The organism is Arthrobacter sp. TE12232 (genome assembly GCF_054062615.1).
The window spans coordinates 3,403,998-3,418,068 of sequence record NZ_JBSSFK010000001.1 but is presented as its reverse complement, the minus strand read 5'-3'; the positions used below and the strand labels follow the sequence as shown (position 1 = coordinate 3,418,068).

13 protein-coding genes are annotated in these 14,071 nt (G+C 68.1%); 2 read left to right on the top strand and 11 right to left on the bottom strand.

Translation table 11 applies throughout. The features are described 5' to 3' along the window. The first annotated feature begins 190 nt into the window (after positions 1 to 190). The gene (locus tag ACVWZ7_RS15225) at positions 191 to 1,261 is read left to right on the top strand and encodes a phosphatase PAP2 family protein (RefSeq protein ID WP_344361841.1); all 1,071 of its coding nucleotides are present in this window, start codon (positions 191 to 193) and stop codon (positions 1,259 to 1,261) included. 188 nt (positions 1,262 to 1,449) lie between these two features. On the opposite strand, the gene ACVWZ7_RS15220 is transcribed toward ACVWZ7_RS15225, so the two are convergent. From ACVWZ7_RS15220 to pdhA, 7 genes are all read right to left on the bottom strand, one after another. Then, on the bottom strand, positions 1,450 to 2,664 hold the full coding sequence (locus ACVWZ7_RS15220) for an MFS transporter (RefSeq protein ID WP_344361839.1): 1,215 nt from the start codon (positions 2,662 to 2,664) through the stop codon (positions 1,450 to 1,452). A 37-nt stretch (positions 2,665 to 2,701) separates the two neighbouring features. Beyond that, positions 2,702 to 3,439, bottom strand: a complete 738-nt coding sequence (locus tag ACVWZ7_RS15215) for a GAF and ANTAR domain-containing protein (RefSeq protein WP_456508365.1) — start codon at positions 3,437 to 3,439, stop codon at positions 2,702 to 2,704. Positions 3,440 to 3,474: 35 nt separating this feature from the next. Beyond that, the gene (locus tag ACVWZ7_RS15210) at positions 3,475 to 4,761 is read right to left on the bottom strand and encodes a MinD/ParA family ATP-binding protein (protein ID WP_456508364.1); all 1,287 of its coding nucleotides are present in this window, start codon (positions 4,759 to 4,761) and stop codon (positions 3,475 to 3,477) included. Between the two features lie 117 nt (positions 4,762 to 4,878). Next, a complete protein-coding gene (locus ACVWZ7_RS15205) occupies positions 4,879 to 5,694 on the bottom strand; it encodes an MBL fold metallo-hydrolase (protein ID WP_116765228.1) in 816 nt (271 codons plus the stop codon). Positions 5,695 to 5,863: 169 nt separating this feature from the next. Beyond that, the gene (locus ACVWZ7_RS15200) at positions 5,864 to 7,495 is read right to left on the bottom strand and encodes a dihydrolipoamide acetyltransferase family protein (protein WP_456508363.1); all 1,632 of its coding nucleotides are present in this window, start codon (positions 7,493 to 7,495) and stop codon (positions 5,864 to 5,866) included. A 2-nt stretch (positions 7,496 to 7,497) separates the two neighbouring features. Then, positions 7,498 to 8,610, bottom strand: a complete 1,113-nt coding sequence (locus ACVWZ7_RS15195; protein WP_456508362.1) for an alpha-ketoacid dehydrogenase subunit beta — start codon at positions 8,608 to 8,610, stop codon at positions 7,498 to 7,500. Beyond that, positions 8,607 to 9,833 carry a pyruvate dehydrogenase (acetyl-transferring) E1 component subunit alpha gene (gene pdhA / locus ACVWZ7_RS15190; RefSeq protein ID WP_344361827.1) on the bottom strand — a complete coding sequence of 409 codons (1,227 nt, stop codon included), beginning with the start codon at positions 9,831 to 9,833 and terminating at the stop codon, positions 8,607 to 8,609. Before pdhA ends, ACVWZ7_RS15195 begins: the two co-directional genes overlap by 4 nt. Before the next feature lie 159 nt (positions 9,834 to 9,992). Between pdhA and ACVWZ7_RS15185 the strand changes: the two genes are divergently transcribed. Beyond that, a complete protein-coding gene (locus ACVWZ7_RS15185) occupies positions 9,993 to 10,457 on the top strand; it encodes an Lrp/AsnC family transcriptional regulator (RefSeq protein WP_091251190.1) in 465 nt (154 codons plus the stop codon). Here ACVWZ7_RS15185 and galU read toward each other — a convergent pair. The 4 genes from galU to paaD form a co-directional block, all read right to left on the bottom strand. Beyond that, positions 10,454 to 11,344, bottom strand: a complete 891-nt coding sequence (galU, locus tag ACVWZ7_RS15180; protein WP_344361822.1) for a UTP--glucose-1-phosphate uridylyltransferase GalU — start codon at positions 11,342 to 11,344, stop codon at positions 10,454 to 10,456. The two genes, ACVWZ7_RS15185 and galU, sit on opposite strands and share 4 nt — an antisense overlap. Before the next feature lie 97 nt (positions 11,345 to 11,441). Next, entirely contained in the window at positions 11,442 to 12,221 is a 780-nt protein-coding gene (locus ACVWZ7_RS15175; RefSeq protein ID WP_116765233.1) for an enoyl-CoA hydratase/isomerase family protein, read from the bottom strand. Between the two features lie 24 nt (positions 12,222 to 12,245). Then, positions 12,246 to 13,472 carry a 1,2-phenylacetyl-CoA epoxidase subunit PaaE gene (gene paaE / locus ACVWZ7_RS15170; RefSeq protein ID WP_344361818.1) on the bottom strand — a complete coding sequence of 409 codons (1,227 nt, stop codon included), beginning with the start codon at positions 13,470 to 13,472 and terminating at the stop codon, positions 12,246 to 12,248. 15 nt (positions 13,473 to 13,487) lie between these two features. Beyond that, positions 13,488 to 14,060, bottom strand: a complete 573-nt coding sequence (gene paaD / locus ACVWZ7_RS15165; protein WP_116765349.1) for a 1,2-phenylacetyl-CoA epoxidase subunit PaaD — start codon at positions 14,058 to 14,060, stop codon at positions 13,488 to 13,490. Positions 14,061 to 14,071: the final 11 nt, after the last annotated feature.

Sequence of the window (14,071 nt, the reverse complement as noted above, 5' to 3'; positions counted from 1 at the left end):
AACTCGTCTCCGCCGGCCCCGCTCAAGGAGCGTACTGCCGGGGACAAGCCGCGCCGGCACTGTCGACTCTACGAATCGCGTTCCGGCATGGCACGAGTAGTGTGTACTCGTTTTTTGTCCGGACACTACCCTCGCGCCGCGCGTCCGGTCCATCAGGTGGCGTGGAGGGTTCTGTGGGAGCCTTGATGGCATGACTTTTCGGCAGGAACCCACCCCACGGGACCCGTCTGCCCCAGTCTCTGGAACACCAATCCCTGAGACGCAGATCCCGGAGACGCAGGTCCTTCAGGCCCAGGCGCCCAGGACCTCCGCGCCAGCGGCCCGGGCGCCAAGGGCCCGGGCAACGAAGACTCAGGCCCCCAAGACCCGGGCCGGCACGACTCCGGATCCGCGGGCGCGGTGGTCTCCGGGCAGGGGCACGGCCGCCCTGTTCGTTCTGGCCACTGTCGCCTGCATCGCCGGGCTGGCCGCAACGTATTTCTTCTTTGTCCGCACCACCACGGGCCAGTTCATTGACGAGTCCGCCCTTGTGGAAGCGGTGGCGCTCAGCGGAACCGCGGGCAAAGCCGCCACCAAGTTGCTGGACTGGCTGCCAGCGCTCTGTGTCGTGATCGCGTCAATCGTGGTCATCTTCGTCACCATTCTGAGGCGACGCTGGGCTGCAGCCGGGATCGCGATTGCGGCCTGCGTGGGCGCCAACCTGGCCACGCAGATCCTCAAGGACCTGCTCCCGGTCCGGCCGTACCGCGGCGTCGAGACACTGGAACTGAACTCGCTGCCCTCCGGCCACACCACCATGGCGGCCTCGGCCGCCGCCGCCGTCTTCCTCATGGTCTCGCCGCGCTGGCGGCCTCTTGCCGGCTATCTGGGCGGCAGCTTCGCCGTCGCCACCGGCGTTTCCACCCTGATCAACCAATGGCACCGCCCGGCCGACGTCGTCGCGGCATTCCTCGTGGTGGGGGCGTTCATGCTCCCGGCCGGCTGGCTGATCATCCGCACCGGCCCGCGCTGGAACGTCTGGGACGGTTACGGGGAGCACTGGGCCTCAGCCAGGATATGGGTGGCGCTCCCCGTACTCACCGGACTTGCCGCGGCCGGGGTGGCAGCCTACGCCTTGCTGAGCATCGGTCCGGGTGGGCAGGAGATCAGCACCACCAGCTACTTCTGGGCAGGGACGTCCCTGATTGTCATCGCGGGCTACCTCGCCACCGTGGCGGCCGTGTGGCTGTTCGGCCTTGCCGCACGACGGCGGGACGCGTAGCAGCGAGGGTGCATAGGCCGCCTGGCTAACCCGGTGGCGCCGTCCGGGGGCGCTTTGACACGGACACGCCGGGGATACCCGGCGTCGCCACCGAAAAGCCCTTCAAAGTGCCCCCGCACGGAACGCACCCCTGGTGGAGTCGCACCCAAGGGCCGGCCGCCCGGAAACCTGCAGCCAGCGGGAGCAGGTCAGTAGTTCCGCCGGTATTTGAGCCGGGGAATGGTGACGGCGAAGACCGCCGCAGCAGCGAAGCCCAGCACGCCGGTGGCGGCCACCCCGGCCCCGAGCGAGACTGCGGCCGTCACGCCGGAGAGCAGCACGGGTCCGCCGGTAGAGCCGGCATCGGCCATGAAGCGCCAGATGCCGAGGAACTGGCCGCGGCCGGCGTCCGGCGAGAAATCGGCCCCAAGCGTCATGTTCAGGCCGGAGCTGATGCCGTTGCCGAAGCCGATCAGGAGCGCCGCCAGCATCAGGGAGACGAAGCCGGTGCTGAGCGGGATCAGCACCATGGCGGTCCCCATGATGAGGGTGGACGGCACGGCCACCCATTGCCGGCCCTTGCGGTCCATGAGCCGTCCCGCGGGGTAGAACACCAGCATGTCGATGGCCCCGGAGATCCCGTAGATGAGGGAGGCCTGGGTGGGGTCCAGGCCCAGATGGTCGGCCCACAGCGGGATGACCGCCTGACGGGAGGCCCGGATCGCGCTGAGCAGAAGGACCCCGCCTCCAACGGTCAGGAAGACGCCGGCGTGGGACACGGCGATGCTGCGCAGGGTGGGCTGTTGCCGGGGAACGCCGTCCTCGGGCGCCGGGGCTGCCTCGAGGTCGGGGATGGTGACGGACACGGCTGCCGCGGCGGCCATGGCCACGACGCCGACCCAGTAGGCGCCGGTGATGCCGGCAAACTGCATGACGGCGGCGCCGATGAACGGGCCGATGAAGATCCCGATCCTGTTGACGCCGCCGAGCGTGGACAGGGCCCGGGCCCGGAGCATGACCGGCACGGCCTCGGTCAGGTACTTCTGCCGCGCCAGGCTGAAGACGCTGGCGGCCATGCCGACCACCACCATCGCCGCCGCCAGCACCCAGAGTCCGCCGGGAAACAGCGGAGCGACTGCGGCGGCGGCGAGGGCCGCCGCGCTGGCGGCCGCGGCCCCCACGATCGCCCAGCGTTCGCCGAACTTCAGGGTGATCAGGGACGCCGGCAGGTTGAAGAACCAGGATCCGAGGCCGATCAGCGTCACGATCAGCGCAGCACCGGCCACGGAGGCGCCCAGATCGCGGGCGGACAGGGCAACCACCGGCAGGATCGCGCCCTCGCCCAGGCTGAACATGAGAGCCGGCCCGAAGGCGGGTACGGCGATACTGCGGAGGCTGAACGGGGCGAGGCGTGTGGTGGTCATCCCCTTCATCCTAGGCAACCGGCGGGCGCTCCCAGGTTTAGGCGTCGAAGTGGGTGCGGACTTCCTCGCTGGTGAGGTTCCGGAGCACGTCCGCGGCGACTTCTCTCAGCTTCTGGTTCCGGTTGCTGGACACCCGGGTGAGAATGGCCATGGCCTGCTCCTGGGAGCAGCGGTTCTGGGCCATGATCACGCCGCACGCGAGGTTGATAGACGTACGGTTTTCCAGGGCGGCCTGCAGGTCCTCGGCCCGGGACTGGAAGGTCCCTAGCCGCACGGCCAGCCGGAGGGCACGGCCGGCGAGATCGGCGAATCCGGCCGCTTCGGCGATGATGTCCTCGGTGAAGAGCCCGGTGTCCGGCGCGAAGAAGTTCAGGGCCGCGGCGGCGTCCTCGCCGATTTCCAGCGGGACACCCAGCATGCTGCGGCAGCCCTGGGCTGCAAGCTGGCGCTGGTAGTCGGGCCAGCGGGGATCGGTGTCGACATCCTCGAGCAGGACCAGGGCCTTGGTCCGCAGCGCCTCGATGCAGGGGCCGTCGCCGAGGCTCTGCTCGATGCGGTCCAAGGTGACCGCCCGCGGGCTGCTGCCCGCGACCGTCATGGTCCGTTTCCGGCGCTGCAGCGTGACGCCGCAGTCAATCTCGGCGTCGGCGGTGCGGCTCAACGCAGCGGCCGAGAACGCGGCGAGCCGGCCCAGGAAGTCCTCGACATTTTCGGTTCCCAGAAGAAGGTCCTGGAGGTGCAGGGCGGCGTCTTCCCCGATTGAGTTGTTGGCCATGCCTTAATCTACCGCGGCAGTCCGGGCACGTGGGCCTAGACGTATCCGTCCACGATTGCCGCGGCAATCTCCCGGTAGGCGCGCCGCGTTTCGGGGCGGAGCACGTCCAGGGTGACGAGGTCGCCGTCGGCCACGCCGCGGTCGTGCGGGACCGCGATCAGCTGCCGGCAAATGCCGGACAGGTGTTCCTCGATCGCGTCCTTGTCCACCCGCGTGGACACCTCGTCCTTGTCCGTGATGACAACTACGGCGTTGCGCGCCAGGTCCTCGTAGCCGTGGCTGGCCAGCCAGTGGAGGGTGCTGCGGGCGCGCTTGGCGCCGCTGACGGCGTACCCGGCCGCGATGATCAGGTTGTCCGCAGATTGCAGGATGCCGCTCATGGCATTGTGCGTGACGCCGGTGCCGCAGTCGATCAGCGCCACCGAGTAGTAGGCGGAGATGAGCTTGCGGATCCGCAGGTATTCCTCTGCCGTCAGTGAGTCCGACACCTCGGGGTCCTGTTCACCGGCGATGAGGTGGAGCCTGCCGGCATGGTGCATGTAGCGGGCCAGGGCAGTGAGCGAATCGACGGAATCGATGTTCTTGAGCAGGTCCGTGATGGTGCGCGGGCTCTGCTGCTGGTAGATCCCCTCGCCGAGGGCGCGCTCCACAAGGTCGCCGGAATCAGGGTTGGCGTCAATCGCGCACGGCGGATCGCCGCGGAACTCGGCCAGGGTCAGTCCGACGCCCACCGTCGTGGAGGTCTTGCCGATACCGCCCTTGAGGCTCAGGACAGCCGTGTTGTAGCTCCCCTGGAGCTGGCGGGAGATGCGCCGGGCGAGCTCGTCCTCTTCACGCTGCCGGGCGCTCGGCCCCAGGTTCAGCCCGCCACCGGTCAGCTTGTAAAGGGCGCCGCGGAACCCGCCGATGGGCCGGGGCTTCTGCTCCCGGACAAAAAGGCCCGGGGAACTGATGAAGTCAGGCACGGGGGCGTCTGCCAGGGCGGCGGCCCGGCTGGCCGAACGGGTGGCGCGGGTCGGCTGGGCAGGCACGGCAGGAGCAGCCTCGGGGGCAGGCGGTTTCAGGACGGGGTCCTTGGACGGTTTTGCAGGCTGCGTGCGCGCGGGCGCGTCGGCTGCAGCGGCAGCCTCCGCCCAGGAACTGCTCGGCGCCGTGGGGCGCTGTTCGGCCTGGTTGCTGGAGATGATGGGCATGGTTCCTGTCCAGGCGTCGGAGTCGTCACCGCGGCGGCGGTCTCTCCGGCGCGGGAGTTGGGCCTGCTCTGCAGCTGCGTCAGCTTCAGGGCGGCCGGTGGCGGTCTTGTTTTCGACCGGTTCTGGCATGTTCGTTCCCCCCAGGGATCACAGCGCAGACCGCTGCAGTGCTCGATTGACATCGTTCAAGGAACAAGTCTAGGGGCAGTGGTGAGCACCCTTACCATCGGATGCCGCAACCGGGCCCTAGCGGTGGGCGCGCGTGTCCTGCAGGCGTTTGATGAACCAGCGCGACTGCTCAGGACCGTACGGCAGGATCGGGATCGCTTTGGTCGCGTCATCCGGTGTTTCCCGCGTGGCCTGGATTGCCTGCCGTACTGCGGTGGTCATGGTGTTGGCCATGGTCTTGACGAACTGGTCGCTGCACGGCTCGCCGTGACCCGGGACCAGGAACTCGTAGCGGTGCCGCAGCGCGGACAGGTGCCGGAGGGCATCGGCCCAATCTTCCGGGAACGAATCCTCAAAGGAGGGGTGGGATCCCTGTTCCACGAGGTCGCCGGCGAAGACCGTGCTCGACGTGCCGACCAGGAGGTCGCCGTCGGTGTGTCCGCGGCCCAGGTAGAACAAGGTGGCGACCTGTCCGCCAAGGTCCACGAGGACCGGCTGGTCCTTGACGATCGCGTTCGGGACCACGAGCTCGACGTCGGTGCCCTCCCCCGCCGCCATTTCCGGCTCGGCCAAGGTCACGAACCGGCGCTGCTCGTCGCCGTTCTCCTCGATTTCCGCGGCGCAGTTCTCGTGCGCCCAGAATTCCGTGACGCCGTCGGCGGCGAAAACGGCGTTCCCGAAGAAGTGATCGTAGTGGGCGTGGGTGTTGACGACGACGAGCGGCAACCCGGTCTTTTCCCGCACGGCGGCCAGGATCTCGCGGCCCTGCCGAGGCCCGCCGCCGGTGTCGATCACCATGGCGCGCTCAGTGCCGACCACCAGCCCCGTGTTGAGCCAAGAATCTTGTGTTGTCAGTACGTAGTTGTCCGGACCGACTTCGAGCCATCGTGACATTAAATCTCCGTAATTCAGACGCTATTCCGGCGTTGTTGGTGCGCTGTCCAGGCCTCAATTCTACCTGTGAAGGCTGGCAAATCCCGGAGGGCATGCCCGTCCCGCGCCACATTGGGCGGGAGGACCCGGCTGCCCTCCCGCCCCAACGCCCGGCGTCCCCGGGCAATGCTCACATGTCCGCGAGCGCCGACCCCGGGTTCTCGATCGCGTCGGCGACATAGCGCAGGAAGCCCCCTGCCGTGCCGCCGTCGCACACGCGGTGGTCGAAAGTGAGCGTCAGTTCGGTGACCTTGCGGACTGCGAGTTCCCCGTTGACCACCCAGGGCTTGTCGATGATCCGCCCGACGCCGAGGATCCCCACCTCCGGGTGGTTGATGATCGCGGCGGAGCCGTCCACACCGAACACGCCGTAGTTGTTCAGCGTGAATGTGCCGCTGCCCAGTTCCGCCGGGGTCGCCTTGCCGTCGCGGACGACGGCGGTGAGGCGTCGGATCTCGGCGTCCAGCTGGCGGGCGCTGAGCTTGTCCGCGTTGCGCACTGACGGCACCATCAGCCCGCGGTCGGTCTGCGCCGCGAAACCGAGATTGACGCCGTCGAACTCCACGATTTCCTGGCTGGCGCCGCCGGTGGTGTCCTCGGTGGTGACGATCCTGGTGTTGAGCGCGGGGTACTTCTTCAGCCCGGCGACGACGAACCGGGCGATGAACGCCAGCAAACCCGGAGTGTTCTCCGGATCGGACGTCTTCAGCGCGGCACGCAGTTCCACGAGCGCCGTGGCGTCCACGTCCACCCACACCGTGGCTTCCGGGATTTCGGAGCGGCTGCGGGTCATGTTCGCCGCGACGGCCTTCCGCACGCCGCGGACGGCGGTGCGTCCGGCGATGCCCAGCCCGGTGCGGGCATCCGTAGCCCCGGATGCCGCGGCTGGGACTGCCGGCTCTGCCGGAACCGGCAGCTCGGCAGGCTCAACCCCCGGGAGCTCAACGGCCGGGGCTGGCTTGATGGCCGCCTCAACGTCCCGGCGCATGATGAGCCCGCTGGCACCCGACCCCTGGAGTCCCCCCAAATCGACCCCATGATCGCGCGCCATCCGGCGGACCAGCGGAGAAATAACGGCCCCCAGCTTCCCGGGAACCCGGGTGCGCAGGAGCAACAGGTCATCGGCAGCCGTCTCGGCCTCCGACACCCGAGGCGCCGCCGGAGCAGTCCCAACAGTCCCCTTAGGAGCCCGGGTCCGCCGGGCAACCCCATGCCCGCCAGGAGTCCCGTACCCAATCAGGACATTCCCCGACCCGGCCTTCTCCTCCTCGCGGTATGCCTCAGCGGCAGCTGCAGCAGGCGAGTCGGCAGCAGCGTCAGGAGAAGAACCTGCAGCGGCGCCGGACTGGGCGACAGCAGGTGAGCCAGCAGCGAAACCCGCCGACGCAGGCGATGCCGCCCCGAGAGTGGCATCGGGCCTTCCGGAGCCGGCAGCATCGTCCGCAGGACGAATGCTGTCCGGCGAAGGGGCGGGGGCGGCATCGCCTGTGGCGGCGCTACCAGCGGCGACAACGGCGCCGACCGGCATTACCGAGATCAGCGGCTTGCCGACATCGAGCGTCTGGCCGGGCTCGCCGTGCAGCACGGCCACGGTGCCGGCGTACGGCGAGGGCACCTCCACCATGGACTTGGCGGTCTCGACCTCGGCGATCGGCTGGTCCACGCGGATCTCGTCACCCACGGCCACGAGCCAGTTGACGAGCTCGGCCTCGGTGAGGCCTTCGCCGAGGTCCGGCAGGAGGAATACTTTTGGTTCGCTCATGGTCAGTCTTCCCACTGGAGGTCGTCAACGGCGTCAAGGATGCGGTCCACGCCGGGCAGATAGTAGTGCTCGAGCTTCGGTGCCGGGTAGGGCACGTCGAAGCCGGTGACGCGGCGGATCGGCGCGGCGAGGTGGTGGAAGCAGCGTTCCTGGACCCGGGCCACGATTTCCGAGGCCACGGACGCGAAGCCGTGGGCCTCGGCGATGACCACGGCGCGGCCGGTCTTGCGGACCGAGGCGCAGACCGTTTCGTCGTCGAACGGCACGATGGAGCGGACGTCGATCACTTCCAGCGAGCGGCCTTCCTCCGCGGCCGCGGCCGCGGCGGCGAGCGCCGTCGGGACGGACGGGCCGTAGGCGATCAAGGTGGCGTCGGTGCCGGGGCGGGCGACGGCGGCGCGGCCCTCGGAGGACGTGCCCCGTTCGGTGTTCGCTGCGTGCTCGGCGCGCAGCGCGTCCAGGTCCACCTGGTCCTTGGACCAGTACAGCTTCTTGGGCTCCATGAACATGACGGGGTCGTCGGAGTCAATGGCTTCGCGGAGCATCCGGTAACCGTCCGCCACCGTGGCCGGGGTGAACACCTTCAGGCCTGCGGTGTGGGCGTAGTAGGCCTCGGAGGAGTCGCAGTGGTGTTCCACTCCGCCGATGCCGCCGGCGTAGGGGACCCGGATGACGATGGGCAGCTTCACGGCGCCCTTGGTGCGGTTGTGCATCTTGGCGACGTGGCTGACGATTTGCTCGAAGGCCGGGTAGGCGAAGGCGTCGAACTGCATCTCGATGACCGGGCGCATCCCGTTCATGGCCATGCCGACGGCCATGCCGACGATGCCGGATTCGGCCAGTGGGGTGTCGAAGCAGCGGCTCTGCCCGAAGGTCTTGGTCAGGCCGTCGGTGATGCGGAAGACGCCGCCGAGCATCCCGACGTCTTCGCCGAAGACCAGGACCGACTCATCGGCGTGCATGGCGTCGGCCATAGCGGTGTTCAGGGCCTTGGCCAGGGTGATGGTCTGTGGGCCGGTCTTCTCGGCCTCAACCGCAGCCCGGGCGGCCGCGCGGGCCGTGGCGGCGCTGACGTTGCCGTTTGCCTCGGAGGACGTGGTGACGGTGGGGCTCATTTTGCTGCCCCCTTTGAAGTGGATGCGGTTGCGGTGGATGCGGCGTCGCGGGCCAGTTCGTCGGCGAGCATGGCGGACTGCTCCTTCAGTTGCGGCGTGGGGGTGGAGAAGACGTATTTGAAGAGGTCCAGCGGCTCCACCGGAACCTCTTCGCTGAGGCCTTCGCGCAGCTGGGCGGCGACCGCTTCGGCCTTGTCGGCGATCCGGGCGGCACCGTCGTCATCGAGGATGCCGCGGTCCGTCAGGTAGGTCCTCATCCGGCTCAGCGGGTCCTTGGCCACCCATTCGGCGACTTCGCTGTCCTGCCGATAGCGGGTAGCGTCATCGGCGTTGGTGTGCGCCTGCATCCGGTAGGTGTGGGCCTCCACGAGCAGCGGGCCCGAGCCTTCCCGGGCGAGCTTGACCGCCCGGCCCAGGACCGCGAGCAGTGCGACGACGTCGTTGCCGTCCACGCGTTCGCCGGCCATGCCATAGCCGACGGCTTTGTGCGCGAGCGACGGCGCGACGGACTGGTGCGCGAGCGGCACGGAGATCGCGTACTGGTTGTTCTGGACGAAGAAGACCACCGGCAGATGGAAGACGGCGGCGAAGTTCAAGGCCTCATGGAAGTCGCCTTCACTTGTGGCGCCGTCGCCGCACATGGCCAGGACCACGGTGTCCTCGCCGCGCAGCTTGGCCGCGTGCGCGACGCCGACGCCGTGCAGCAGTTGGGTGGTCAGCGGTGTGCACTGGATGCCGACCTTGTGCCGGGAGGGGTCGTAGCCGCCGTGCCAGTCGCCGCGGAAGAGCGTCATGGTCTGGACGGGGTCCACGCCGCGGGCCATCACGGCCACGGAGTCGCGGTACGTGGGGAACATCCAGTCGCCCTCGGACAGGCACAGCGCCGCAGCGACCTGGCAGGCCTCCTGGCCGTGGCTCGAGGGGTACACGGCCATCCGGCCCTGCCGGACCAGGGCGGAGTTCTGGTCATTGACGCGCCGGCCGACGACGAGCTGTTCGTAGGCGGCGAGCAGTTCGGCGTCGCCGGGCAGGCTGTATTCGTGCCCCGGCTGGGTGCCCTGCTCGGTGTGGGGGTTCAGTGTCCCGTCCGGGCCGACCATCTGGATCTGGTGGCGGGCCGGGAGCATGTAGTCCTCAACCGTGATGCCGAACTTGCGCACAGCCTCGCTGGCAGCATCTTGCTGCGCGGGTTGCTGCGCAGTCTGGTCTGCGGAGATCGTCATTGGTCCGTCCTTCTGTAGCCACTAATCTTTCCCAGTATGCTGCCAGCGGATGTTTCGTATCCACCTCCGCCGCAAATCGTGGAGAAGTCCATAAATTTGCCCTAATCTGGAAGACAAATCGTAAGTGTGAGCTGGATTACCGGCGGGGGTTGTAGACGAATGGCAGAGCTCGAGCCGGACCAGGTGGCGGTGCCGCTGGACGATGTGGACCGGAACATCATTGCGGAGCTGACCCGGGACGGCCGGATGTCCGTGACACAGGTGGCGGAGAACGTCCACATATCCCGCGCCCACGCCTACACCCGGATTGCCCGGCTCACCGGCGAAGGCGTGTTGACCAAGTTCACGGCGCTGGTGGATCCGATCAAGGCCGGCCTGAAGTCGTCCGCCTACGTCACGCTGAAGGTGCGCCAGCATTCCTGGCGCGAGCTGCGCGAACTCCTGCGCGCCATCCCCGAGGTGCACCACATTGCGCTGGTGGGCGGGGACTTCGACGTGATCCTGCTGGTGCGCGCGGTGGACAACATCGACCTGCGCCGGGTGATCTTCGACCAGCTGCAGTCCATGCCGGGGGTCCTGGACACCCAGACGTTCCTGGTTTTTGAAGACCTGGATACGCGCTAGCTGACGAACTCTTTCATCCAGGCCCGGAGCTCTTCGCCGAACTCCACCCGGTCGGCGGCGATCGAGATGACCGCCTTGAGGTAGCTCAGTTTGTCTCCGGTGTCGTACCGGCGCCCCCTGAACACCACGCCGTAAACGCCGCCGCCCTCGCAGTCGGACACGGCGAGGGTCTGGAGCGCATCGGTGAGCTGGATTTCGCCGCCGCGGCCAGGAGAGGTTTCCTCGAGGACGTCGAATATCTCCGGATGCAGGACGTACCGGCCGATCACGGCCAGATTGGACGGGGCATCGGCGACGTCGGGCTTCTCCACGAGGCGGTTGACCCGGACATGCTCCTCGCCCGGTATCGCCGAGATGTCGGCACAGCCATAGGCGCTGATTTCGGCCGGATCCACCTCGATCAAGGCGACGACGGAACCTCCGGTCCTGGCCTGGACCCCGATCATGGCGGTCAGCAGCTCGTCCCGCTCGTCGATCAGATCGTCGCCGAGCAGCACGGCGAACGGTTCATCGCCCACGTGCTGGCGGGCGCACAGGACCGCGTGGCCGAGCCCTTTGGGGTCCCCTTGGCGCACGTAGTGCAGCGGGCCCAGTCGCGAGGCGTGGCGGACGGCCTCCAGCCGGTCAAGGTCGCCCTTGAGCTCGAGGGCGTGTTCGAGCGAGGGCTCGCGGTCGAAGTGGTCCTCCAGCGCGCGCTTTTGGCGCCCGGTAACCATGAGCAGATCCGTCAGCCCGGCCCGGACGGCCTCCTCCACAACGTATTGGATCGCCGGCTGGTCGACCACCGGAAGCATTTCCTTGGGCATTGCCTTCGTGGCAGGCAGGAAGCGCGTTCCCAATCCCGCGGCGGGTATGACAGCTTTAGTTACAGATTTCCCCAGAGTCATAACCGAACATTACAAGCGGGTTCCGGAAATGAGAATGCTTCGGAGCAAAGACAAGTAGTGGACATTCCCGGTCCCGGGTCCCGCGCCGGGGCGCCTGTCAGCCTTTGAAAACCGGGGAGCGCTTCTCCTGAAAGGCGCGGAAACCCTCTGCGTAGTCCTCGCTCTTGCACAGCCGCGCCTGCTCGGCGTTCTCCTCTTCCATGGCCTCCCACAGCCCAAGGCGCTGGTCCCTGATGTGCGCCACGAGCTCCTTGCTGGCGTTGAATGCCCCGGTCGCGCCCGTCGCCACAGAGGCCACGATGGCGCGGGTGTTCTCCAGCAGTTCCGCGGCGGGCATCGCCCGGCTGAACAGGCCCTGCGCCACGGCGTCGGCGCCGCTCATGAGCTCGGCGGTATAGATCAGATCCAGGGTCCGGTGCATGCCGAGGCGCTCGGTGAAGTACCAGTGCCCGCCGGAATCCAGTGTCGCGCCGAGCTTTGCGAACGGTGAACCGAATTTGGCGTTCTCCGCCACGTAGACCACGTCAGTGGCCAGCAGCAGGCCGAGTCCCACGCCGAGGCACGCGCCCTGGGCCGCGGCGAACGTGGGCGCGGGGAAGGCGCTCATCTTCTTGAGGAGCGGCTGGACGAGGCCGCCCAGGTAGGCCTGGGCGTCGTCGCTCTCCGGGGTCACGCCGGCAATGTCGCGGCCGGCGCAGAAGGCGCGTCCCTCGCCGCGGAGCAGCAGTGCCCGGACCTCGCCGCGTGCGGCGGCGTCAGCGGCGTCGTCGTAGGCCCGGGACAAGTCCGCCAGTGCCTGTTCGTCGAGGGAGTTCAGCTTGTACGGCGCGTCGAGCACTACTTCGGCGACGCCGTCGGCGATGGACAGGGAAATCATGGGACTCCTTGGATTGGGAAAGGCCTAGACGTCGAAGTCGACCGTGACTTCCGGGGTGGTGGGGTGGGACTGGCAGGTCAGGACGTAGCCCTTGTCGAGCTCGTCCTGCTCCAGGGCGTAGTTCTCGTCCATGGTGACCTTGCCGGTCACCACCTTGGCGCGGCAGGTGCCGCAGACGCCGCCGGCGCACGCGAACGGCACATCGGGGCGGACCCGGAGGGCTGCGTTGAGGATCGATTCCCGGGCGTGAGTGGGGCTTGTGACCTCGCCCTGCAGGCCGTCCAGCTTGAACGTGATCTTGTAGGTATCCTGCGACTCGTCGGCGATGACGGGCCGGCCGATGTTGCCTTCGGGACGGTCCGGCTTGCCGGAGGTGAACAGTTCGAACCGGACATGTTCGGGGGCGACGCCGCGGGCGGCGAGGGTGTCCCTGCAGAGCTGGACGAGTTCGAACGGGCCGCAGAGGAACCATTCGTCGACGTCGTCGGCGTGGATGGCGGTGCCCAGCAGCGCCTGGAGCTTCTCTGCGTCGATCCTGCCGCTGAGCAGCGGCGCGATCCGCTGTTCACGCGAGAGCACGTGGTGCAGCGCCAGCCGGGCCGGGTACTTGTCCTTCAGGTCCGCGAGTTCCTCAAGGAACATCACGTCCATGGCGGCCTTGTTGGCGTAGATGAGGTCGAAGCGGGTCTCCGGGTGGGCCGCCAGCAAGGTGCGGGCGATGGCGATCACGGGAGTGATGCCGGAGCCGGCGGCGATGGCCACGAACGAGCCCGGCTCCCCCGCTAGCTCTTCCGGGTGGTTCATGGAATTCATGACGTTCTGCTCGACGGGCTTGCCGTCACGGCCGTGTTTGGAGACAAACGCGCCCATGGGGCTCATGACGTCCAGGACGTCGCCGGCCTTGAGCTCGGCGTTGGCCCACGTGGAGAACAGGCCGCCGAGGTCCTTCTTGATGGCCACCCGGATTTCGCTGCTGCCGTCCTCGAAGCTGCGCGGTTCGGCGCAGATCGAGTAGCTGCGGCGGATCTCGTGCGGCTGGCCGTCGGCGTCGGGCAGGGTTGTGCGGAGCGCGACGTACTGGCCCGGCAGGTAGTCGAACTGCCCCGCGAGCTCGGTCGGAACGCCGAACGTCACCTCGATGGCGTCATCGGTGAGCCGGCGGACTTCGTCCACCGTCAGGGTGTGGAAGGACGCACGACGGCGGCCGGTGGCTGCGGCCGACTCGGCGGCGGTCTGGCGGACAACAGTCATGGAGGCACCTGTTCCTTACAAAACTTTGAAGTAGTCGAACGGTTCCTTGCAGTCCTGGCACACGTAAAGGGCCTTGCAGGACGTGGAACCGAAGCGGGTGAGTTCTTTGGTGTTCAGCGATGAGCACTGGGGGCATTTGACGGCGAGGGACAGCCGCACCGGTCCGGCGTGGCGCACCGCGTTGGAGTGGCCGGAGGGCGGCGCGATGCCGTACTCCTCCAGTTTGGCCTTGCCGTCCTCGCTCATCCAGTCCGTGGTCCAGGCCGGGGACAGGACGAGTTCGACCTGGACGCTGGGGTACCCTGCGCGGTGGAACGCCGCGGTGAGGTCATCCCGGATGGTGTCCATGGCGGGGCAGCCGGAGTAGGTCGGGGTGATGGTGACGTGGACGGCGGGAACCATGCCGCCGTCGTCAGCGCTTGGTTCCTTCGTCACCTGGACGTTGCGCAGGATACCCAGGTCCTCGATGGTGAGGACCGGGATTTCAGGGTCGCAGACGGTGGCGGCCACCGCCCAGGCTTTCGCCTGGGCGGTGTTGCCCTGGGCGGCATCGCGGCGCCCCGGGGTGTCCGGATGGGAGACAAACATGTCCATCGTGG